We start from the raw sequence: 20,955 nt of genomic DNA, 5'->3' as shown, positions 1-20,955 counted from the left end.
GCACCAGCTGTACGGCGCTCTTGGTGCGCAGGGCGCACCCTACAAAACCGCCCTCTCAAGAAAGCGCGCGGCGGCCGAGTTCGGCCAGGCGCGCTTCGGCTTCCCGGACTATCTGGCCAATCAATTCTTCGCAGCTCGGCAGGCTGTCGATGCTCGCGGCGATTTGCCCGGCGGGCAGCACGCCCTGCTCGGGCAGGCCCTCGACCATGGCCTTCTGGATCACCATGGGCGCGTTGGCCGCCATCAGGGTCTGGGCCGCCGTCAGCTCGCCGGCGCCGCGCATCCGTAGCGCGCTGCCGAGCAGCTGGACCAGGCTTATGCCGCTGTGCTTGCGGTAGGCCAGGCCGCTCTTCAGCGCCAGCAGCAGGCGCATAAGGCCGCCCGACTGTTCCAGCCGATTGAGCAGTTCGTTGCGAATCATCCGTTGCGGCATGCCGTCGATGGCGCGGCTGACGATGATCGCCGCCGGGTCGCGCACCGCCAGGTAGCGCGCCAGAGTAGCGGGCGGCACCGGGCTGTCGGCGCTCATCAGGAAGCGCGTGCCCATGGCGATGCCTTCGGCGCCATAGGCCAGGGCCGAGACCAGCCCACGGCCGTCCTTGAAGCCGCCGGCGGCGACCACCGGCACCTGCACGGCATCCACCACCTGGGCCAGCAGCAGCGCGGTGGGTACCGAGCCGGTATGCCCGCCGCCCTCGCCGCCTTGCACCGTGACCGCATCGGCGCCCATCTCCACCGCCTTGAGCGCGTGCTTGAGCGCGCCGACCGTGGGGATGCAGACCACCCCGGCGTCCTTCAGGCGGGCGATCATCTGCTTGCCCGGCGAGCGGCTGTAGCTGACCGCCTTGACCTGGTGGCGCAGCACCAGCTCGACTATCTCGCCGGCGTTGGCCTGGTACATGTGGAAGTTCACCCCGAACGGCCTGTCGGTCAGGCGCTTGGTCTCGAGGATCGCCGCCTCCATGCGCTCGGGTTCGATGGTGGCGCCGGCGAGGAAGCCGAAGCCGCCGGCATTGCCGGTGGCCGCCACCAGCCTGGGGTCGGCGACCCAGCCCATGGCGGTCTGGATGATCGGGTAGCGGCAGCCGAGCAGCTCGGTCAGGCGAGTGTTCAGGGAGACTGTCATTGCGCCTCCGTGGCTTTGCGTTGGGAGCTGGCCATGGCCTTGGCGTCGTAACCGCCCAGTTTGTCGCCGGAGCACAGCTCGTTGTGCACGTGGGCGAAGTGGTGCAAGCCGAACACCATGTCCATGGTGGCGCGCTTGCCCATCAGGTCTTCGGCGTTGTTCACCGCCTGCTTGCTCAGTTGCAGGCCGAGGCGCGGCATCTGCGCGATGCGCCCGGCGATGGCCAGGCACTCCTCCTCCAGCCGTTCGCGCGGCACCACCCGATTGAGCATGCCCATCTGGTAGGCGCGCTCGGCCGGCATGCGCTCGCCGAGGAAGAGAAATTCCTTGGCGATACGCGGGTTCAGCTCATGCACGTGGGCGAAGTACTCCACCCCCGGAATGCCCATGCGCACCACCGGATCGGCGTAGTAGGAGTCATCCGAAGCGACTATCAGATCGCAGACCCAGGCCAGCATCAGGCCCCCGGCGATGCACGCGCCCTGGACCATGGCGATGGTCGGTTTGGGCATCTCGCGCCAGCGCCGGCACATGCCGAGGTAGACCTCCTGCTCACGGGCATAGAGGAACTCGCCACCGGGCTTGTTGACGTGGTCGTACCAGAGGCTGCTGCGCTCGAAACTCTGGTTCACATCGCGCCCCGGAGTGCCGATGTCGTGGCCGGCGGAGAAGTGCTTGCCGGCGCCGCGCAACACAATGACCTTGACCTCGTCGTCGTCACAGGCGCGGCGGAAGGCGGCGTCCAGCGCATAGGTCATCCGCGAGTTCTGGGCGTTGTGGTACTCGGGGCGATTCATGGTGACCAGGGCGATTGCGCCGCGCACCTCATAGAGCACCACTTCGGCCTCTTGATCGTTCTGCTCGCTCATTGACTGTTTCTCCGGCAAGGCGGTACTTCTCGTGGCCGTCAGCGCGGACTGCGCTCGCCCGGCGGGTTGTCTTTCAGTTGGCTGGCGCGCAGGTTGTGCGGGTCCAGCTGCTGGATCAGCATCAGTTGCTCCAGGCTCGGCGCCGTCGTGGTCGCAATCGACTCCGGCACATGCAGGGCAAACCCGGTGTTGTCCTGCACCTCGGCCACGGTTACGCCGGGGTGCAGCGAGCGGATCCGCATCTGCCGTTGCGGCCCCTGGAAATCCAGGACGCACAGGTCGGTGACGACCAGGCGGATGTCGATCTCGTCCAGCGACCAGCCACGGGCCAGGCGTGCCGGGTTGTAGCCGACCGAGGCGACCATATCGACCTCGCCCTCGACGAACACCCGGCGGTTGTGGCTGGGCACCAGGAAGGAGTTGGCGTGGCTGATGGAGTTGCCGGGAAAGCCGCGCACGCCGAGCATCTGCGCCTTGGGCTTGGCGTAGTCGCCGATGCAGGAGATGTTGGCCTGGCCGAAGCGGTCGATCTGGGTCGGACCGACCAGGGCATGGCGCTTGCCGCCCCAGACGTTGTCGAAGATCCGCGAGAAGCCCATCCAGCTGTCGAGCTTTGGCTTGTAGCCGTTGCGCGCGCCGAGCGGCACCGGCTCGGCGACCATAAAGGCCTCGGAGTCGGTCATCAGCAGCTCGGGGTTGGAGCTGAGCATGCTCAGGGACGCGGCCAGGCGCGGAACTACGCCAATGCCGGTGGCCAGCACCTCGCCGTCGTCGCGCCAGGCCTCTGAGGCGGCGCAGATCAGCAGTTCGGCCAGGCTGTAAGGGGTTGCAGTAGTAGTCATATCGAGCCTCGCTTAGAAAACCGGTAGGGGTAGCTGGCGGATGGCAGCCAGGCCGCCGACCTTTTCCCGGTACTGCTCTTCTGTGCCGTTCAGGTACTGCTCGACATAGGCCTGCCAGCCGTCCGGCGATTGAGCCGAGGCGTTGTAGGCCTTGAAGTGCGCGACATCGAAGCCATACAGCGGCGCGCAAGAAGACGGATGGGCGCCACCCGGCACATGCACCACGGCGCTGGTCTGGTTGCGTTCCCAAAACACCTGGCGCGCCTGCTCCGGGTTGCTGTGGAAATAGCTGCTGTCGACCAGCTCGTCGCAGCTGATATAGGCCCGCTCGGCGGCGCGGACGAACAGGTCGTCCATATAGTGATCCGGCCCCTGGATCTGGCAGACGCCGCGCTGATCCGCGCGGTCGACATGCACCAGCGCCGCATCCAGCTTGAGCGCCGGCATGGCGACCCAGTCCTTGCCGTCGGCATAGGGCGAGGCGATCAGTTTCAGCTCCGGGTTGTGGGTCAGCACATCGGTGCCCAGACCGACCGCGGTGGGGATGAAGGGCACGCCCATGGCGGCGGCGCGCAGGCCCAGCAGCAGCATGCCCTCGTCGATCTCCATCACCTCGATGGCGGCCTCCTGGCGGGCCTTGCGGAAGTAAGGCTCGAGCGGGATGAAGTCCAGCGAGACGAAGGCGAACACCAGCTTCTTCAGCTTGCCGGCCGCGCAGAGCATGCCGACATCGGCGCCGCCGTAGGCGACCACCGTGAGGTCCTTGAGATCGGAACGGAGAATCTCCCGCACCAGCGCCATCGGCTTGCGCCGCGGGCCCCAGCCGCCGATGCCGATGCACATGCCGTCGCGCAACTGGCCGACTATCTCGGCCGTGGTCATACGCTTGTCCATACTCGAAGTCCTCACTGGCGGCCAACGCTGAAGTCATGGCCCCAGTGGCTGACCACGGTGCTCTCGAATGGCGTGTGCTGGTTCCAGTCCACCACCAGGCCGTCGTAGCCGTACTCCAGGTCGAAGCCGGACGGGGTCTTCATATAGAAGGAGACCATCTGGTCGTTGGTGTGCTGGCCAAGGGTGGCGGACAGCTTGACCCCATGCGCCTGCATGCGGTCCAGCGCGCGACCGACCTCGTCGAGGGCATTGACCTCGAGCATCATGTGCACGCAGCCGTGGGGCATCGGGCACTCGAAGATGGCCAAGGAATGGTGGCGGCCGTTATTGCAGTGCATGAAATGGATGCGCTTCTCCGGCTCCGCCGGGTCCGGGGTGAAGCGCACCTTCATCAGATCGGACAGGCCGAAACCCAGCACCCGCTCATAGAAGTCGCGGCAGCGCTCGAAGCTCGGCGCCGGCAGCACCACGTGGCCCATGCCCAGCTCGCTGGTGACGAAGCCCTTGACCCCGACCGGCGAGACGAAGCGGGCGAAGTCCTGCAGCGGGCCCCAGAACAGCTCGTGGCGGTTGCCATCAGGGTCACTGAAGCAGGCCAGTTCCTGCACCTTGCGCACGCGAGCTTGCGCCGCGCTGCCGCGCTGCACCGGCACATCGGCCTGTTCCAGCTCGGCGATCGCCTGCTCGAAGGCGGCCTTGCCGGCCACCTCCCAACCGCTGGCGCCGTAGCCGTCCTGATCGCTCTGCTCCACCAGAATGCGGTAGTGGCGCTCATCGATCTTCAGATAGAGCACCTCGTCCTCAAGCGGGCCGGCGACAACCATCGTGCCCAGCACCTGACCGGCATATTCGCGCCAGCGATTCAGATCGGTGGATAAGACGGTGACATAACCCAGACCACGGATATCCATGGGGCGCGCTCCTCATTCCTGTCAGGACTTGGCCCGCCCCGAAGCAAATACCGGGGAGGCCCTATGGAGAGCGATTTAAGCGCCTTGGCGCGGGGGCAACATCGTCCGTTGGGACTAGCGGGAAAGGCCGGTCAGGCGCTAATGCCAGTCAGTTAAGGCATTGACTCTACCGGTCAGCCGAGCATTGAAAGACTCGATAAACCCGGGGCGATTCACTCAACGGATTTTCTTTGGTTTAAAAATAGTGCCGGTCATTCGAGGGGTAGCTGCAGTGCCCGGGGGCATCACAGGATCGCCCGCTCGACTTAACTCTACTTAATAAGTTGGATGCCTGAGGCTTAACCTCGGTTGATTACAGGTTGCCGACCTTCAGGTAGCCTTGCGTCCTTGATCACGACACCGCACAGCCCTTTCCCGAGCGATCCCATGCCCGACACCCGCCCTCCAACCCTCGACGAAATCGACCGCCAACTGATTGCAACATTGCAGATCAATGCCCGCGAGAGCGTGGCGATGCTGGCGCGTCGCCTGGGCATCGCCAGGACCACGGTGACCTCGCGGCTGGCGCGCCTAGAAAAGGCCAGGGTGATCACCGGTTATGGCGTGCGCCTGGGCCAACGCGTGGTGGACGGGGGGCTGCAAGCCTATGTCGGCATCACCCTGAAGCCACGCTCCGGCAAGGAAGTCCTACGGCGGCTCAGCGGCATGGCGGAAGTGCAGCAACTCTGCGCGGTGAGCGGCGAGTTCGATTACGTCGCCTGGCTGCGGGCCGACTCGCCGGAACGGCTCGATCAGTTGCTCGACCTGATCGGCAGCGTCGACGGCGTGGAGAAGACCACCACCTCGATCATCCTCAGCTGCAAGCTGGACCGCGGGCAGCCGCTTTCTCCCCCGGGCTGAGGGATGCCTAAGCCCCGGCCCTCTCCCCTAAACGGGAGAGGGCGAGTTTCGTCATTCTGCACAGAGTGCTCGTCGTTTTGCATCGTATGACTGCCAAATGACGACACTATGCGTCTTATAGACGAAGTTAGCGCGCCCTAGAATGGCCCCACTGCTGCCCCTCGCCGGCAGCCCCCTTTGCTCCCGCCATCAAGGTCAATCATGAACAACAATCGCCACCCCGCAGACGGCAAAAAGCCGATCACCATCTTCGGCCCGGACTTCCCTTTCGCCTTCGATGACTGGATCGAGCATCCCGCCGGCCTCGGCAGCATCCCGGCCGACCAGCATGGCGCCGAGGTGGCGATTGTCGGTGCTGGCATCGCCGGCCTGGTCGCCGCCTACGAGTTGATGAAGCTGGGCCTGAAGCCGGTGGTCTACGAGGCCGCGAAGATGGGCGGCCGCCTGCGCTCGCAGGCCTTCGAAGGCACCGAGGGCATCATCGCCGAGCTGGGTGGCATGCGTTTCCCGGTCTCCTCCACGGCCTTCTACCACTATGTCGACAAGCTCGGCCTGGAAACCCGCCCCTTCCCCAACCCACTGACCCCGGCCTCCGGCAGCACCGTCATCGACCTCGAAGGCAAGACCTACTACGCGCAGAAGCTCGCCGACCTGCCGGCACTGTTCCAGGAAGTCGCCGATGCCTGGGCCGACGCGCTGGAGGACGGCGCGCGCTTCGGCGAGATCCAGCAGGCGATCCGCGACCGCGACGTGGCCCGCCTCAAGGAGCTGTGGAACACCCTGGTGCCGCTCTGGGACGACCGCACCTTCTACGACTTCGTCGCCAGCTCCAAGGCCTTCGCCAAACTGTCCTTCCACCACCGCGAGGTGTTCGGCCAGGTCGGCTTCGGCACCGGTGGCTGGGACTCCGACTTCCCCAACTCGATGCTGGAAATCTTCCGCGTGGTGATGACCAACTGCGACGACCACCAGCACCTGATAGTCGGCGGCGTCGAGCAGGTGCCGCTGGGCATCTGGCGTCATGCGCCGGAGCGCTGCGTCCACTGGCCGCAGGGCACCAGCCTCTCATCGCTGCACCACGGCGCCCCGCGCCCCGGGGTTAAGCGCATCGCCCGCGCCGCCGACGGCCGCCTCGCCGTCACCGACAACTGGGGCGACACCCGTCACTATGCGGCGGTGCTGACCACCTGCCAGAGCTGGCTGCTGACCACCCAGATCGAGTGCGAGGAATCGCTGTTCTCGCAGAAGATGTGGATGGCCCTCGACCGCACCCGCTATATGCAGTCCTCGAAGACCTTCGTGATGGTCGACCGGCCGTTCTGGAAGGACAAGGACCCGCAGACCGGGCGCGACACCATGAGCATGACCCTGACCGACCGCCTGACCCGCGGCACCTACCTGTTCGACAACGGCGACGACAAGCCGGGGGTGATCTGCCTGTCCTACTCCTGGATGAGCGATGCGCTGAAGATGCTGCCGCAGCCGATCGAAAAGCGCGTGAAGCTGGCCCTGGATGCACTGAAGAAGATCTATCCGGACGTGGATATCGCCAGCCACATCATCGGCGACCCGATCACCGTGTCCTGGGAGGCCGACCCGCACTTCCTCGGCGCCTTCAAGGGTGCTCTGCCAGGCCATTACCGCTACAACCAGCGCATGTACGCGCACTTCATGCAGGACGACATGCCTGCCGAGCAACGCGGCATCTTCATCGCCGGCGATGACGTGTCCTGGACCCCGGCCTGGGTCGAAGGGGCGGTGCAGACCTCCCTGAATGCCGTCTGGGGCATCATGAAGCACTTCGGCGGCCAGTCTCATGCGGAGAACCCCGGCCCCGGGGATCTGTTCCCTGAGCTGGGTCCGATCGCGCTACCGGAATGAACGGGAGAGCCCCCATGCGCATAGCCCTGTATCAATGCCCGCCGCGGCCGCTGGACGTTCCCGGCAACCTCGAGCGCCTGCAACGGCTGGCCGCCGAGGCCGCGACCCAGGGGGCAGACCTGCTGGTCTGCCCGGAGATGTTCCTCACCGGCTACAACATCGGTGCCGACGCGGTCAGCGCGCTCGCCGAGCCGCGCGACGGTCCCTCGGCCGCACGCGTGGCGGGTATCGCCCAGGCCGCGGGCATCGCCATTCTCTACGGTTACCCCGAGCGCGCCGGCGATGGCCGGATCTACAACGCCGTGCAACTGCTGGACGCGCAGGGGCAAAGCCTGTGCAACTACCGCAAGACGCACCTGTTCGGCACGCTCGACCACTCGATGTTCGCCGTGGCGGAGGGCGAGTTCCCGCTGGTCGAACTGAACGGCTGGCGGCTCGGCCTGCTGATCTGCTACGACCTGGAGTTCCCGGAGAATGTCCGCCGGCTGGCGTTGGCCGGGGCCGACCTGGTGCTGGTGCCAACGGCGAACATGGTGCCCTACGACTTCATTGCGCAGGTCACGGTACGGGCCCGTGCCTTCGAGAACCAGTGCTACGTGGCCTACGCCAACTACTGCGGTAGCGAGGGCGAGATCCAGTACTGCGGCCTGAGCAGCATCGCCGCGCCGGACGGTGCCCGGATCGCCCAGGCCGGCCTCGACGAAGCGCTGATAATCGGCACGCTCGACCGCGACCTCATGCAGGCCTCGCGCGCCATCAACAGCTACTTCAAGGACCGCCGCCCCGAGCTCTACGACTCACTGAGCAGACGCTAGCCGAGCACGGCGCGAAGTCCTAGACTCGCGCCGCATCGGCCTGTGCTCCGCCAGCCAACTCGACCGTATCGCGATGCTCGGGCACCGAGACCGACCAGCCCAGTTCGACACCGATGCGCCGCCGCAGCACGTCTGCCGCGGACGGCTCGCCGTGCACCACATAGGTATGCCGGGGCGGGCGCTTGAAGCCACGCAGCCATTGCATGATCTCATCGGCGTCGGCATGTGCCGATAGGTTCTCCATCGCCACCACTTCGGCCCGGATCGGCACCTCCTCGCCGTGTATCCGCACCGACTCGGCGCCGCCGAGGATCAGCGCCCCGCGCGTGCCGCCGGCCTGGAAGCCGGAGAACAGCAGGGTGTTATGCGGGTTCGGCGCCAGCGCCTTGAGGTGATGCAGGACCCGGCCACCGGTCGCCATGCCGCTGGCGGCGATGATCACCGCCGGGGTGCGTAGCTGATCCAGCTGTCTGGACTCCTCGACCGACCGCACGATATGGGCGATATGGCACATCCCCTCACACTCCTGCGCAGAGAGTCGGTGCTCACTGCGAAAGCGCTGATACAACTCGGTGGCATCGGTCGCCATCGGGCTGTTGAGGTAGATCGGTAAGTCGGGAATTGCTCGGTTCTGCTTCAGGCGGTACAGGTAGTACATCAGCAACTGCGCGCGGCCTACCGCGAACGAGGGTACCAGCGTGATGCCATGCCGTAGCGCGGTGCGGGTGATCACCTCAGCGAGTTGCTGCTCAGGGGGCTCGCTGGAATGCCGGCGGTCGCCGTAGGTCGACTCCACCAAGAGATAGTCGGCGTGTTCGATGGACTCTGGCGTCACCATGACCGGGTCGTTCAAGCGCCCCAAATCCCCCGAGCAGACCAGGGTGGTGCCACCGGCCACGACCTCCACGGTTGCCGCGCCGAGGATGTGCCCGGCGGACCGCAGTTGCACTCGGAAGCCCGGCACTATCTCCTGCGGGCGGTGCAGCGGCAGCGGGCGGAACAGCTTCAGCGCGCGCTCGGCGTCCTGCTCCGTGTACAGGGGCAACGCCGGGTGGTGCTTGGAGAAACCACGGCGATTGGCGTACTCGGCCTCTTCCTCCTGCAAGCGACCACTATCGCGCAGCAGAATTTCGGCCAGCTCGCAGGTGGCGGCGGTCGCGTAGACCGGGCCACGGTAGCCATCGCGCGCGAGCACCGGCAGATAACCGCTGTGATCCAGATGGGCATGGGTCAGGACTATGGCGTCCAGTTGACCCACCGGCAGCGGAAAATGCTCCCAGTTGCGCAGGCGCAATTGCTTGTAGCCCTGGAACAGCCCGCAATCGATCAACACGCGCTTGCCGTCGTGCTCCAGCAGGTATTTGCTGCCGGTTACCGTACCGGCCGCGCCGAGAAAAGTTATGCGCATGCTCGCCTCCTTAAACCCTGTTTTTTCAATGGGATTGCACCTGCCTGCCCTGACTAAGCGATGCGTTCCAGGCGCACCGCCGTCACCTTGTACTCCGGGGCGTCCACCAGCCGATCGCGGACTGCCGAAGTCAGCCGGTTGACGAACAGGTCCGCGCGGTGAAAGGTCGTGAACAGCACGCCCTCGCGCTGCGCCTCGCTGACCAGGACCGGCAGTTCCACCCGGCCATGGCGGCTGATGACCCGCACCCGCTCGCCGCTGGCCAGCCCATGCCGCACGGCGTCCGCCGGCGCTATGGCCAGGCTGTCGGTCGGCTGCAAAATGGCATTCGGCGTGCGGTAGGTCATGGTCCCGGCGTTGAAGTGATAGAGCGTGCGGCCGGTGGTCAGCAGCAGCGGGTAGTCGTCATCCACCTGCTCCGAGCTAGGCACGAACGGGATACAGGCCAGCGCCGCGGTCTTGCCGATGGGGAAGCGCGTGCGGTGCAGCACCGGGGTGCCGGGATGCTCTTCACTCGGGCAAGGCCAATGCGGGTTCTCCCGCTCCAGCCGGGCGTAGGACAGCCCGGCGCCATCCGGCCAGAGCGCGCGTACCTCATCCCAGATCGCCTGTGGCCCGGCAAAGCGAAAGCCTTGAGGCTTGCCCATGCGCGCGGCCAACTGCTGGATGATCCACCAGTCCGGCCGCGCCTCGCCCGGTGGCGGCAGCACCTGGCGGATGCGCAGCACCCGGCGCTCCGAGTTCATAAAAGTGCCGTCCTTTTCCAGAAACGAAGCCGCGGGCAGGAACACGCTGCCGAAGGCCGCCGCCGTCTCATTCAGAAACAGGTCCTGTACTATCACCAGCTCCAGCCGGGACAATGCGGCCTCGGTGGCATTGGCATTGGCCAGCGACAGGTAGAGGTCATAGCCAAACGCCCAAATCGCCTTCAGCGCGCCGGCCTTGGCTGCATCCATCATCTGCAGCAGATTGAGGCCGTGGGTCTTTGGCAAGGGCGCGCCCCAGAGCGCCTCGAACCGCGCGCCGGCCTCCTTGATCGACTGTGCCCCGGTCAACGACACCGGATCGCAGCCCATATGTGCCGCGCCCTGTACGTTGTTCTGCCCGCGCAGGGGGTTGACCCCGGCGCCGGGCTTGCCGAGGTTGCCGGTCAGCAGGGCCAGGTTGATCAGCGTCATCACGCCTTCGCTGCCTTGCAGGTGCTCGGTCATGCCGAGGCCGTGGATGCACATGGCCGGCTGCCCCGCCGCATAGATTCGCGCGGCGGCGCGGATATCCGCCGCCGCCACGCCGCAGGCCGCGGCCACCTGCTCCGGCGCATAGCCGGCGATAAAGGCCGCGTACTGGTCGAACCCGCTGCTGCGCTCGGCGAGGAAGGCCCGGTCGATCAAGCCTTCCTCGATCAGGGTGGCGGCCAGGGCATTCAGCAACAGCACGTTGCAGCCCGGCCGTACCGCCAGATGCACATCGGCCAGGGCCGCCAGTTCGGTGCGGCGCGGGTCCAGCACCACCAGCTTGGCGCCGCGCAGCACCGCCTGTTTGATCCGCGCGCCGACCACCGGGTGATTCTCCGTGGGATTCACCCCGCAGAGCAGGAAGGCCTGGGCCTGCTCGATGTCGTCGAAGCTATTGGTCGCCGCCCCGGTGCCCAGCATGGTCTTCAGCGCCTTGGCGCTCGGCGTATGGCAAACCCGGGCGCAGCTGTCCACGTTATGGGTGCCGAGCACGATCCGGGCGAACTTCTGCGCCAGGTAGTTTTCCTCGTTGCTCGCGCGCGCCGAGCCGAGCACACCGATCGCATCCGCCCCCTGCGCATCGAGAATGGCCTGCAGTCGGGCCGCGGTGAAATCCAGCGCCTCGTCCCAGCTCACCCGTTGCCAGCCGTCGGCGCGGCGGATCATCGGGAAGGTGACCCGATCCTCGGCATGGTTGAACTCGAAGGCGTAGCGGCCCTTGGCGCACAGATGGCCGCGATTGACCGGACTGTCGACCGGGCGTACCGCCACCTCGCGCCCTTCGGCGTGGCCCACGTCCATCTGGCAGCCCACCGCGCAATAGCCGCAGGTGGTCCGGGTCCAGCCAACCGGCTCGACGCTGCTGCGCTTGTCGAAGAGCGCGCCGCTCGGGCAAGTATCCACGCAGGCGCCGCAGCTCACGCAACCACCGTCGAGCAGGGTCTCGCCCTTGCCCGGGGCGATGTGGACGGTCTCGCCGCGGCCCCAGGCCTCCCAGACGAATTGCCCCTGCAGCTCTTCGCAGATGCGGATGCAGCGGTAGCAGTGAATACAACGATCCATCGCCACACCTAGGTAGGGATGGCTGTCGTCCTGGAACAGGCCCACACGCTGCGCGCCGCCCGCCGTCACGCCGTACTGGTTGAGCAGTCGATGGAAGGGCCGCCCGGGCTCGGCGAGCACCGCCTGTGGCGGGTAAGACTCCGCCAGCAGCTGCAACTGGGTGCGCCGCAGGGCCTCCAGCGCGGCGCTGTGGGTGCGCACGCGCATGCCGTCTTCGACCAACGCAGCACAACTCGCCAGCGGCCGCTCGTGCCCCTCGACCTCGACCAGGCACAGTCGGCAGCCGCCAAATGGCTGCAAGCGCTCGTCGTGGCAGAGATGGGGCACCACCGTGCCCGCCGCCTGCAAGGCATCCAGCAGGCGGGTGCCGACCGCGCAAGGGTGCGGCTGGCCATTCACGCTGATGCTAGGCATGCGGACAGTTCCTCGGCGAAATGGGTTTCGACCGCCCGGGCGAATTCGCCCAGGCCGCGCCCGTGGCCACACAGGCTGCCGACCCTCAACGCTTCCACCAGCGCGGCGTAGCGGGCTGGGTCCAGCCGGCCGCCTTGGACGGCACCCTCGAACATAGCGGCCAACGTCGGCGTACCCAGGCGGCACGGCGTGCATTTGCCGCAGGACTCCCGCGCGCCGAAGCGGAACACCTGGGCCATGATCTCCAGGATCGAACTGTCGTCGGCAAAGGCGATCACCCCGCCGTGCCCCACCGCACAGCCGATGGCCTGCAGTTCCTCGTAACCGAGGCGGGTCGAGAGCAACTGCGGCGGCACTATGCCCGCCAGCGGCCCGCCCACCATCACGCCCTTGAGCCGGCCACGGCGTAAACCACCGCCCAACTGCTCCACCACCTCGCTCAGCGGCATGCCGAACTCCACCTCGTACAGCCCCGGCCGGCGGAACAGCGAATTGAGCGAAAGCAGCTTGGTCCCCCGGCTGTTGGAAAATCCCAGCTCGCCATAGGCCTGCGCGCCGTGCTCGACTATCCAGGGCAGCGCACACAGGGTCTCGACGTTCTGCACCAGGGTGGGGGCGTCGAACAATCCCCGTTCGGTAATTTGCGGCGGCCGCAGCCGGGCATCCGGGCGCCGCCCCTCCAGGGCATTGAGTAACGAGGTTTCCTCGCCGCAGAGGTAGCTGCCCTCGCCCACCACCAGTTCAATATCGAAGGCCGCGCTCAGCCAGCCCGCCGTGCGCGCTTGCAGCAAGGCCGCGGCGAGCACCTGGGCGGCCTGCGGATACTCCTTGCGCAGGTAGAGGTAACCACGGCTCGCCCCCACCCCATGGGCGGCGATGGCCGCGCCCTCGATCAGCCGGAACGGGTCGTCTTCCAGCAGGAAGCGATCGGAAAACGCGCCTGAATCGCCTTCGTCGGCGTTCACCACCAGGTATTTGAGCGCGCCGCCCTGGCTGGCCAGCGCCCGCCATTTGCGCCCGGCCGGGAAGCCGGCGCCGCCGCGCCCGCGCAACGCGGAGGCCTCGACCAGGCGCACCAGATCCGCCGGCGCCATGGCCCGCGCCCGCTCCAGCGCCACCCCGCCGCCGCGCGCACGATAACTCGGCAAATCGCGCACCGCGCCCGTCAGCAGATTGGCCAACAGCACGCTGCTGCGGCTATGCACCTCGACCTGGGGGCGCACCTCCAGTTCCGTGTCACTGGGACCGACGTAGCACTTGCCCAGGCAATAGACGGGAACCTCGCCAGCCACCGCCGCAGCCCAGCGCGCCGGGTCGTCGCCGCGCGCGGCGAAACAGGCCAGGCCGCAACAGGCCCGTCCAGTCAGCGGAGTCTGGGCGAGGTGGTAAAAGCTGTTGAGCGTTGCATGCCGCTGGAGTGATTTCACCTGTGCCCCCAGAGCGTCGTTTAACCCAGCTTGTGGGCGGAGTTCGACTAGCGTCAGGCAAGTGGCCAAGGGAGTTCTTGCGCTAGATCAAGCCTAGGCGAGATGGCGCAGCAGCGCCGGGCAGTGCGCTGGATTGACGCCATCCTGTTCTTTCCACCGTCGTTGCAGTCTCTTCATCTTTCCCGGGTGGCTTGCGCAGCCTGGGGCGGTATTTTCCTGGAAGACCTCCAGTATTTTTCAGCCTCGACTATTAGCGCGCACGTGGCCGCAAACGCGCCCATCGCCCACCATTCCTGGATGCCGATGGGTGCGGTCTGGAACACGCGGTTAAAGGCGGGCATATAGGTGAAGGCCAACTGCAGCACCAGCATCGCGACGCTGCCGACCCACACCCAGGGATTGGAAAACCAACCCATGGACCAGAATGGGCGGGTGAGCGATCGGCAGTTGAAGAGGTAGAAAATTTCTACCAGCACGAAGACATTGGCGGCGATAGTCCGGGCCTCTGCCACCGACTGCCCCCGATAGAGCGCCAGCTCGAACAGGCCGAAGGCGCCGGCCAGTATCAGCACGCTGAGCAGAACAATGCTCTGGATCAGCCCGCGGTCGAGCACCGGGGCGGTCGGCGCTCTTGGCGGTCGCTGCATGATGCCGCGCTCGGCCGGCTCGAAGGCCAGCATCATCCCCAGCAGGATGGCGGTGGTCATGTTGATCCAGAGGATCTGCAGCGGTGTGATGGGCAACGCCGTGCCGGCGAAGACCGCGGCGAGGATCACCAGCCCCTCGCTCGCGTTGGTCGGAATAGTCCAGGCGATGAACTTCACCAGGTTGTCGTAGATGCCGCGCCCTTCCTCGACTGCCGCCTCGATGGTGGCGAAGTTGTCGTCGGTCAGCACCATAGCGGCGGCCTCCTTGGCCACCTCGGTGCCCCCTTGGCCCATGGCGACGCCGATGTCGGCCTGCTTGAGCGCCGGCGCATCGTTGACGCCGTCCCCGGTCATGGCCACCACTTCGCCGTTGGCCTGCAAGGCGCTCACCAGCCGCAGCTTCTGTTCGGGCTCGACCCGGGCGAACACATCCATCTGCGCCGCCACCTTACGCAACTGGTCATCATCGAGCTTGGCCAGTTCCCGGCCGGTCAAGGCCCCCGCTCCAGCGTGGACTATGCCGAGTTGGCGGGCGATGGCGATGGCCGTACCTGGGTGGTCGCCGGTGATCATCTTCACCCGGATGCCTGCCGCATGGCAGGTGCGCACCGCGCCGATGGCGCGCGGCCGTGGCGGGTCGAGCATGCCGATGAGACCGAGGAACACCAGCTCAGCGCCGATCTGAGCCTGTTCGAGCTGTTGCCCCGGCGCGAGCTCGGAGCGGGCCACGGCCAGTACGCGCAAGCCGCTTTCCGCCATGCGCAGCGCCTCCGCGTGGATGGCCTCCGCTGCACACGGCGCCTCGCGACCCTGGCGATCCAGCATGCTGGCACAGCTGGGCAGTAGCCTCTCCACGGCGCCTTTCACGCAGACGATGCGCGCCCCTTCGATCTCATGCAGCGTCGCCATGTATTGGCGGGCCGAGTCGAAAGGCAGTTCGTCCAGCCGCGGAAAGATCGAATTCAGCGTGTCCTCATCCAGCCCGCCCTTGCGCGCGGCGACCAGCAGAGCGCCCTCGGTCGGGTCGCCGACGACCGTCCAATGCGGGCCTTCACGCACCAGGCGAGCATCATTGCAGAGCACGCTGGCCAGCAGGGTCTCGCGCAGGGCGCCGGCTATCGTTACCGGCTGTCCAACCCAGGCAATGCTGCCGGTCGGCCCGTAGCCATGGCCAGTGACGGAAAACTCTTCCCCGCCGGCCCAAATGGCACGGACAGTCATCGCATTCTCCGTCAGCGTCCCGGTCTTGTCCGAGCAGATGACCGTGGTGCTGCCCAGCGTCTCGACCACCGGCAGCTTGCGAATGATGGCGCGGCGTTTGGCCATGCGCGCGACGCCGATGGCCAGCGTGACCGTCATGGCCGCCGGCAACCCCTCCGGTATCGCGCCCACGGCCAGGGCCACCGCCGCCATAAACATGGCGAAGGCCGACTCGCCGCGCAGCACGCCGACGACGAAGGTGAGCGCGGCTAGGGCCAGTATCGCTATCAGCAGATGTTTGGCGAACACGCCCATCTTGCGCGTCAAGGGCGTCGTCAGTTCCGGCGCCTGGGCGATCAGTCCGCAGATGCGGCCGGTCTCAGTGGCATCGCCGGTGGCGACGACCACGCCGGTGCCTTGCCCGGCGACCACCAGCGTACCGGCATAGGCCATGTTGTGCCGGTCGGCGAGCGGCGTATCGGCCGGCAGCGCCTCAGTACACTTATCCACCGGCAGCGATTCACCCGTCAGCGCCGCCTCGGCGGTGCGCAACTCCTTGCTGGCGAGCAGGCGCACGTCGGCAGGCACCTTGTCCCCGCTCGACAGCACCACCAGATCGCCGGGCACAAGGGCGGCGGCATCGAGTCTGCGGCGGGTGCCGGCCCGCAACACCGTGGCCTCTGCCGCCACGGCCCGGGCGAGCGCCGCCAAGGCCGCCTCGGCCTTGCCTTCCTGGACGAAGCCGAGCACTGCATTGATCAGCACTACGCCGAAAATCACGCTGGCATCGATCCATTCGCCAAGAAAGATCGTCACAGTACCGGCCGCGATTAGCACCAGCACCAGGGGTTGCACGACTTGCGCGGCAAACCGGGCAAATGGGCTGCGGCCCGGGCGAACACTCGGCCGGTTGGCGCCGTGAGTCCGCAATCGCGCCGCCGCCTCGGACTCCGCGAGCCCTTGGTCGGGATCGACCTTGAGCTGGCCCGTCACTTGACTGGGTGCCATTGCGTGCCATTCGGACATGGTCAAGTTATCCCCTGATGATTGGCCCCATCACAGCGCCCCGGCACACACAGAAGGCGGGGCACTCGCCGTTACCGGCAGCGCCTCGGGTTTCGCCTCCAGTATGGCGACCCTGGCCACACTCGCCAGCAGGCGGCCGCTGTGTCCGCCAAGCAGCGGCTTTGCTGTTCGCTTGATATAGGTCAACGGCAGCCTTTCGGCGCTTCACTATAGTGGCTGCAATGTATCGGGCATCCAATTAACAGGAGCATCCCATGCAAGGGTTCCGTCAGCACCTGCACATGCTCTTACGCCTCGCCCTGGCGATGTGGGTAGTGGCGTTTTCCGTGGCGACGGTTCAGGGCTGCTTGGTGCTGCCCAGCCATGACTTGCCTGCGCCGCACAATCAATTCGCCAACCCACAGCAGTTCGATGAACACGCCCTGCATGCCAACGGCGTCCTGCAGCATTGTGCAGATGCCAGCAGCACGGTTAGCCCTGCGATCCAAGCCTCGGCGTTCGACTTGGCCGGCTGGATCATTTTGCTGGCGTTGCCCGTACTCTTGCTTCTCGACATCCAGGGCCCACCAGCCAGCGTCTTTTCCCCATGCCGCCGGCCCGCACCACCGGGACCGCCAGCCCGCCTGAGTTTCGTCCGCTTCAACGATTAAACCGAGTGCCAGGGCGGCCGGAAACTGGCCGTCCGGCGTTGCTGCGCCGATTCGGTGCGGTCCAGCCGCACCTGACTTGCCCTAACCACCAGGAGATCGTCATGCACGCACAACTGAAATTGCTTGTTGCCGCCGTACTCGCCAGCACCGCGCTCAGCGCCTGCGCCACCGACGCCCATCACCCGAGCGACGCCCAGACGCCCCAGGCCGAGACCAGCACCCCGGCCAAGCCCGTCGCTGACCCGGCCATGACCGAGCAGATGCAGAAGCTGCAGGCCGCCCGCGACAAGGCCGCCGCCGCCAAGACCCCAGCCGAGCGCCAAGCCGCCATGCAGGAGGGCATGCTGGCGATGAAGGACGCCATGGCGATGATGCGTGACATGCCTGCCGGCAAGGGCTGCATGGGCATGGGCATGATGTCTGACGGAGGGGACGGCGGCGGCATGGGAATGATGGACATGATGATGCAGATGATGGATCAGCAGTCGAGCATGATGAAGATGCCGATGGGCCAGTGAAGCGGGCCACGCGGCGGCGTCGTAGCCGCCGCGTGGAGGGAAAACGAGATGAATCACGTACCCGATAAGGGCACCCCCTACCAGCGCTGGGTGTTTTGGGGCTTCGTCGCCGTCGTCGGCTTCTTCCTGATCACCGAGCATACCGCCCACCTGCTGGGCGCCTTGCCTTACCTGCTGCTGGCCTGCCCACTGATGCATCTGTTTATGCACCACGGCCACGGCGGCCATCGCCATAGGCCCGGACCGCCGGAGCCGCCGCGCCGGCCGGACCAGGAGGACCCGTCATGAACCACGCCGCATCCGCCTATGGCCTCTGGTCGCTGGTGGTCATCAACTCGTTGGTGTTCATCCTGTTCGCCTTCAGCTTCAGCAAGCCGAAGAGCGCGCGCGACTGGCGCTCCTTCGGCATGTTCTCGGCCTTCCTGGTGGCCCTGTTCACCGAGATGTACGGCTTCCCGCTGACCCTCTACCTGCTGCTGCCTTGGCTCAGCCGGCATTTTCCCGGCATCGACTTCCTGTCGCACGACGCCGGCCATCTGCTCGAAATGCTGTTCGGCTGGCGGGTCAATCCCCACTGGGGCCCCTTCCACCTGCTCAGCAACCTGCTGATCCTGGCCGGCTTCTGGCTGCTGGCGGCCGCCTGGCGCGTGCTCTACCAGGCCCAGGGCAGCGGCACGCTGGCGCTGGACGGCCCCTATGCGCGTATCCGCCACCCGCAGTACGTCGGCTTCGTGCTGATCATGTTCGGCTTCCTGCTGCAGTGGCCGACGCTGATCACGCTGGTGATGTTCCCGATCCTGCTGGTGATGTATGCCAGGCTGGCCAAGCGCGAGGAGCAAGAGATGGCCGTGCAATTCGGCGCCGCCTACCTGGCCTACCGCGCCCGCACCCCGGCGTTCCTGCCCCGGCCATCCGCCCGTCGTCCCAACGCCGCCGATGGCGGCCGGCCAACCCCGAGGAATCCATCATGAACGGCCCCTGGAACACCGGTCTCGCCCTGGCCCTGACCCTGACCCTGGCGATTTCCTACACGCTCTGCGCGCTGCTCTACGCGCTGTGGCCGGCGCAGGGCATCGCCTTCCTCAATGCCTTATTCCATGGGCTCGACTTCGGCCGCCTGCTGACGCCGCAAGCCTACAGCGCCACGACCTTCCTCGGGCCGCTGCTGGTCTTGAGCGTCTGGGGGGCCTGGTCGGAACCCTGTTTGCCTGGCTGTACGGCAAGCTCCAGGGCAAGCCGCGCTAAGCCGCGCCGAGCCAGGAGGCCGCGATGAAGGATTCGCCCATGCACCACGCCCAGCATCGGCACCGGACCGCGCCCGGACATCCGCCCGGGCCGGCGGCGCCAGCCACCACCACGACGCTATCGCCTAGCACCCTCTACACCTGCCCGATGCACCCCATCGCGGCCGGCCTGCTCTCCCCCTTCACCGGCTGGCTGTTGTCGCCGCTGATCGCCGCGTTGGCGATGAGCATGAGCTCCGTCTCGGTGGTCGGGAACGCCTTACGGCTGCGCGACAAGCGCTGCCGCTATTCCGGCGTCCCGACAGCTGTGTCGCCGGGTCAGATCAGCCGTCAGCCACAGAACCGCGAGGGACAACAGCAAGGATGGCAGCCGCACCGCCAGTTCCGTCTCGCCGAACAGCCCCATGGCCGCGGCGGCTAGCCAGGTCGAAAGCGGAGGTTTGGCCCAGAATGGCACCGCGTAGTCGTGTAATGGCGTAATCCAGTTGCCGGTTTCCAGCATCTTCCTGGCAATCTCGGCGTACCGGGCTTCAGTGGTGTCGGTCAGCGGCACAAAGGCCATCAATACCAAGCGCACGAGCAACAACCCCAGTAAGACCATGAAGGCAGTGCGTTGCCAATCATGATGTGCAGCTCGTCTCATCGGCTATGACAGCCTCTAAGTAAAGGTTTTTTATTGTCGGTCGTTATTTGGCGACTACCGCTTCGTGCGCCGCCATACCTCGGCAACTTATCCCACTCATGAGCATGCGTCATGGCAGCCCGCTCTCTTTCAGAGAACAAGCCTACCCAGACAACTATCAAATTCTTGTGAAAAAAATATCCGCAAAAGATGAAACACCTCGTTTGGCCGAACTGCAGCAAGCGGGCTCCCGAGTCTCGGAGACTTGAAGTAGACAATTGACGCCGGGGAATTCTTTGCTACGTGCAGTGCAGATTTTGCTGGGCCACATCAAACTAGAAACCCCGTTCGACACCTTGTAACTGGGGTGTCGGATCGACTGTTGCGCTTGAGGGGCGCTGCTTCTCAGCCAGGTTCAAAAAATCTGATTTCACGTTTTTTTCACAATTTATTGACTGTCTATTGACATGCCGAGCAGTACTTTTCGGTCTTCACGAAGTGTACGGATGCACCCATGCCAGGGATCGAAGAGTCCGACTCATCAAAAAAAAATCTATGCGCGCGAGCCGACGCATATGCTAATAAGCATCCGGGCGAGAGTTTGGCTCGACGGCTCTCATACTGGCGTTATAGGCAGATAGTTCGGCGCGCCCTAAAACAAGCAAGCGAGCCGAATCTGGTATTAGATCTCCCCTGCGGCCGGGGGCGCTTATGGCCTCTTCTCGCCGAGCAAAGCAACCGCGTGATTTTGGCTGCTGACAAATCAAGCGACATGCTTGCCATGGCGCAAGCTACTCAGCCAGCACACGTCCTTGCCCGCATCAGAATATTCCAAACGTCAGTTTTCGATATCGATCTATCGGACAATTCCGTGGACTCGATTTTCTGCATGCACTTTCTTCACCGCTTCGGCGCTAGCGAGCATCGTTTGGCGATGCTCCGTGAGTTTCATCGAGTCGCACGGGACACTTTGGTCGTTTCGCTTTGGGTAGATGGGAATTACGAGGCCTGGAGACGTAAACGCCTGCCGAAGAAAGTCGCTGCAAGCGAGGGTCGCGACAAGCAGCAGAAGTGTTTTGTCACTCCCAAGACCACTATTGAATCCGAGTTTAAAGAGGTCGGCTTTCAGATCCTGGCCCATCAGAATTGCCTGCCAGGCTTGGCTATGTGGAGAGTTTATGTACTTCGCAAGGCAGATTGAAAAGAGCAAAAAGAGTGAGACGCGCTGACGGGAACATTCCGCTGTAACAAAAAATGGTGAGCA

At 65.6% G+C, this 20,955-nt stretch carries 19 protein-coding genes; 9 read left to right on the top strand and 10 right to left on the bottom strand.

Features of this window, described 5'->3' with window-relative positions:
* Nucleotides 1-55: 55 nt before the first annotated feature.
* Genes FFS12_RS13245 through FFS12_RS13225 form a run of 5 tightly spaced genes read right to left on the bottom strand, consistent with a single transcriptional unit; the run spans nt 56 to nt 4,642 of the window.
* The gene (locus FFS12_RS13245) at nt 56-1,126 is read right to left on the bottom strand and encodes a nitronate monooxygenase family protein (RefSeq protein WP_137887245.1); all 1,071 of its coding nucleotides are present in this window, start codon (nt 1,124-1,126) and stop codon (nt 56-58) included.
* Complete coding sequence (locus tag FFS12_RS13240; RefSeq protein WP_137887244.1) at nt 1,123-1,995, bottom strand: enoyl-CoA hydratase; 873 nt, start codon at nt 1,993-1,995, stop codon at nt 1,123-1,125. Before FFS12_RS13240 ends, FFS12_RS13245 begins: the two co-directional genes overlap by 4 nt.
* Nucleotides 1,996-2,033: 38 nt before the next feature.
* Nucleotides 2,034-2,837 carry a CoA-transferase subunit beta gene (locus FFS12_RS13235; RefSeq protein WP_137887243.1) on the bottom strand — a complete coding sequence of 268 codons (804 nt, stop codon included), beginning with the start codon at nt 2,835-2,837 and terminating at the stop codon, nt 2,034-2,036.
* 12 nt (nt 2,838-2,849) lie between these two features.
* Entirely contained in the window at nt 2,850-3,731 is an 882-nt protein-coding gene (locus tag FFS12_RS13230) for a CoA transferase subunit A (RefSeq protein ID WP_137887242.1), read from the bottom strand.
* A gap of 11 nt (nt 3,732-3,742) precedes the next feature.
* Nucleotides 3,743-4,642: a VOC family protein gene (locus FFS12_RS13225; RefSeq protein WP_137887241.1), complete on the bottom strand. Its 900-nt coding sequence runs from the start codon at nt 4,640-4,642 to the stop codon at nt 3,743-3,745.
* A gap of 426 nt (nt 4,643-5,068) precedes the next feature.
* Here FFS12_RS13225 and FFS12_RS13220 point away from each other — a divergent pair, with 426 nt between their 5' ends.
* From FFS12_RS13220 to FFS12_RS13210, 3 genes are all read left to right on the top strand, one after another.
* Complete coding sequence (locus FFS12_RS13220; protein WP_137887240.1) at nt 5,069-5,542, top strand: Lrp/AsnC family transcriptional regulator; 474 nt, start codon at nt 5,069-5,071, stop codon at nt 5,540-5,542.
* Nucleotides 5,543-5,743: 201 nt separating this feature from the next.
* Nucleotides 5,744-7,423 carry an NAD(P)/FAD-dependent oxidoreductase gene (locus FFS12_RS13215; protein WP_137887239.1) on the top strand — a complete coding sequence of 560 codons (1,680 nt, stop codon included), beginning with the start codon at nt 5,744-5,746 and terminating at the stop codon, nt 7,421-7,423.
* A gap of 14 nt (nt 7,424-7,437) precedes the next feature.
* Entirely contained in the window at nt 7,438-8,238 is an 801-nt protein-coding gene (locus FFS12_RS13210) for a carbon-nitrogen hydrolase family protein (RefSeq protein ID WP_137887259.1), read from the top strand.
* 19 nt (nt 8,239-8,257) lie between these two features.
* Here the strand turns inward: FFS12_RS13210 and FFS12_RS13205 are convergent, their stop codons facing one another.
* The 4 genes from FFS12_RS13205 to FFS12_RS13190 all read right to left on the bottom strand — a co-directional run bounded on the left by FFS12_RS13205 (nt 8,258) and on the right by FFS12_RS13190 (nt 16,657).
* Nucleotides 8,258-9,646 (bottom strand): MBL fold metallo-hydrolase RNA specificity domain-containing protein, encoded by a 1,389-nt coding sequence (locus FFS12_RS13205; RefSeq protein ID WP_137887238.1) that lies wholly within the window; start codon nt 9,644-9,646, stop codon nt 8,258-8,260.
* Between the two features lie 53 nt (nt 9,647-9,699).
* Nucleotides 9,700-12,357 carry a formate dehydrogenase subunit alpha gene (gene fdhF / locus FFS12_RS13200; protein ID WP_137887237.1) on the bottom strand — a complete coding sequence of 886 codons (2,658 nt, stop codon included), beginning with the start codon at nt 12,355-12,357 and terminating at the stop codon, nt 9,700-9,702.
* Nucleotides 12,339-13,784 carry an NADH-ubiquinone oxidoreductase-F iron-sulfur binding region domain-containing protein gene (locus FFS12_RS13195; protein ID WP_137887236.1) on the bottom strand — a complete coding sequence of 482 codons (1,446 nt, stop codon included), beginning with the start codon at nt 13,782-13,784 and terminating at the stop codon, nt 12,339-12,341. The genes fdhF and FFS12_RS13195 overlap by 19 nt, the downstream gene beginning before the upstream one ends.
* 173 nt (nt 13,785-13,957) lie before the next feature.
* A complete protein-coding gene (locus FFS12_RS13190) occupies nt 13,958-16,657 on the bottom strand; it encodes an HAD-IC family P-type ATPase (protein ID WP_137887235.1) in 2,700 nt (899 codons plus the stop codon).
* A 254-nt stretch (nt 16,658-16,911) separates the two neighbouring features.
* On the opposite strand from FFS12_RS13190, the gene FFS12_RS13185 reads away from it, so the two are divergent.
* The 5 genes from FFS12_RS13185 (at nt 16,912) to FFS12_RS13165 (ending at nt 19,098) form a co-directional block, all read left to right on the top strand.
* Nucleotides 16,912-17,307 carry a hypothetical protein gene (locus FFS12_RS13185; protein WP_137887234.1) on the top strand — a complete coding sequence of 132 codons (396 nt, stop codon included), beginning with the start codon at nt 16,912-16,914 and terminating at the stop codon, nt 17,305-17,307.
* Nucleotides 17,308-17,408: 101 nt separating this feature from the next.
* Nucleotides 17,409-17,825, top strand: coding sequence for a hypothetical protein (locus tag FFS12_RS13180; protein WP_137887233.1), 417 nt, complete (start codon nt 17,409-17,411; stop codon nt 17,823-17,825).
* A 48-nt stretch (nt 17,826-17,873) separates the two neighbouring features.
* The gene (locus tag FFS12_RS13175; protein ID WP_137887232.1) at nt 17,874-18,113 is read left to right on the top strand and encodes a DUF2933 domain-containing protein; all 240 of its coding nucleotides are present in this window, start codon (nt 17,874-17,876) and stop codon (nt 18,111-18,113) included.
* Entirely contained in the window at nt 18,110-18,796 is a 687-nt protein-coding gene (locus FFS12_RS13170; RefSeq protein WP_137887231.1) for an isoprenylcysteine carboxylmethyltransferase family protein, read from the top strand. Before FFS12_RS13175 ends, FFS12_RS13170 begins: the two co-directional genes overlap by 4 nt.
* On the top strand, nt 18,793-19,098 hold the full coding sequence (locus FFS12_RS13165; RefSeq protein ID WP_256657381.1) for a DUF5676 family membrane protein: 306 nt from the start codon (nt 18,793-18,795) through the stop codon (nt 19,096-19,098). The genes FFS12_RS13170 and FFS12_RS13165 overlap by 4 nt, the downstream gene beginning before the upstream one ends.
* 230 nt (nt 19,099-19,328) lie before the next feature.
* On the opposite strand, the gene FFS12_RS13160 is transcribed toward FFS12_RS13165, so the two are convergent.
* Entirely contained in the window at nt 19,329-19,631 is a 303-nt protein-coding gene (locus FFS12_RS13160; RefSeq protein ID WP_137887258.1) for a glycosyltransferase family 39 protein, read from the bottom strand.
* A gap of 574 nt (nt 19,632-20,205) precedes the next feature.
* On the opposite strand from FFS12_RS13160, the gene FFS12_RS13155 reads away from it, so the two are divergent.
* Nucleotides 20,206-20,892 carry a class I SAM-dependent methyltransferase gene (locus tag FFS12_RS13155; protein WP_137887230.1) on the top strand — a complete coding sequence of 229 codons (687 nt, stop codon included), beginning with the start codon at nt 20,206-20,208 and terminating at the stop codon, nt 20,890-20,892.
* Nucleotides 20,893-20,955 lie beyond the last annotated feature (63 nt).

It is taken from the genome of Pseudomonas sp. 2FE (assembly GCF_005503735.1).
Lineage (GTDB): Bacteria > Pseudomonadota > Gammaproteobacteria > Pseudomonadales > Pseudomonadaceae > Aquipseudomonas.
Note: the sequence above shows the minus strand (reverse complement) of the source record. Positions and strands in the feature narration are given on the sequence as shown.

Excerpts from the sequence above, each read along its gene's own strand:
- FFS12_RS13225 (WP_137887241.1), bottom strand. The coding sequence starts at position 4,642 with ATGGATATCCGTGGTCTGGGTTATGTCACCGTCTTATCCACCGATCTG.
- FFS12_RS13230 (WP_137887242.1), bottom strand. The coding sequence starts at position 3,731 with ATGGACAAGCGTATGACCACGGCCGAGATAGTCGGCCAGTTGCGCGAC.
- FFS12_RS13240 (WP_137887244.1), bottom strand. The coding sequence starts at position 1,995 with ATGAGCGAGCAGAACGATCAAGAGGCCGAAGTGGTGCTCTATGAGGTG.
- FFS12_RS13185 (WP_137887234.1), top strand. The coding sequence starts at position 16,912 with ATGCAAGGGTTCCGTCAGCACCTGCACATGCTCTTACGCCTCGCCCTG.
- FFS12_RS13190 (WP_137887235.1), bottom strand. The coding sequence starts at position 16,657 with ATGTCCGAATGGCACGCAATGGCACCCAGTCAAGTGACGGGCCAGCTC.
- FFS12_RS13160 (WP_137887258.1), bottom strand. The coding sequence starts at position 19,631 with ATGGCCTTTGTGCCGCTGACCGACACCACTGAAGCCCGGTACGCCGAG.
- FFS12_RS13170 (WP_137887231.1), top strand. The coding sequence starts at position 18,110 with ATGAACCACGCCGCATCCGCCTATGGCCTCTGGTCGCTGGTGGTCATC.
- FFS12_RS13180 (WP_137887233.1), top strand. The coding sequence starts at position 17,409 with ATGCACGCACAACTGAAATTGCTTGTTGCCGCCGTACTCGCCAGCACC.
- FFS12_RS13210 (WP_137887259.1), top strand. The coding sequence starts at position 7,438 with ATGCGCATAGCCCTGTATCAATGCCCGCCGCGGCCGCTGGACGTTCCC.
- FFS12_RS13175 (WP_137887232.1), top strand. The coding sequence starts at position 17,874 with ATGAATCACGTACCCGATAAGGGCACCCCCTACCAGCGCTGGGTGTTT.
- fdhF (WP_137887237.1), bottom strand. The coding sequence starts at position 12,357 with ATGCCTAGCATCAGCGTGAATGGCCAGCCGCACCCTTGCGCGGTCGGC.
- FFS12_RS13205 (WP_137887238.1), bottom strand. The coding sequence starts at position 9,646 with ATGCGCATAACTTTTCTCGGCGCGGCCGGTACGGTAACCGGCAGCAAA.
- FFS12_RS13165 (WP_256657381.1), top strand. The coding sequence starts at position 18,793 with ATGAACGGCCCCTGGAACACCGGTCTCGCCCTGGCCCTGACCCTGACC.
- FFS12_RS13215 (WP_137887239.1), top strand. The coding sequence starts at position 5,744 with ATGAACAACAATCGCCACCCCGCAGACGGCAAAAAGCCGATCACCATC.
- FFS12_RS13220 (WP_137887240.1), top strand. The coding sequence starts at position 5,069 with ATGCCCGACACCCGCCCTCCAACCCTCGACGAAATCGACCGCCAACTG.
- FFS12_RS13235 (WP_137887243.1), bottom strand. The coding sequence starts at position 2,837 with ATGACTACTACTGCAACCCCTTACAGCCTGGCCGAACTGCTGATCTGC.
- FFS12_RS13245 (WP_137887245.1), bottom strand. The coding sequence starts at position 1,126 with ATGACAGTCTCCCTGAACACTCGCCTGACCGAGCTGCTCGGCTGCCGC.
- FFS12_RS13155 (WP_137887230.1), top strand. The coding sequence starts at position 20,206 with ATGCCAGGGATCGAAGAGTCCGACTCATCAAAAAAAAATCTATGCGCG.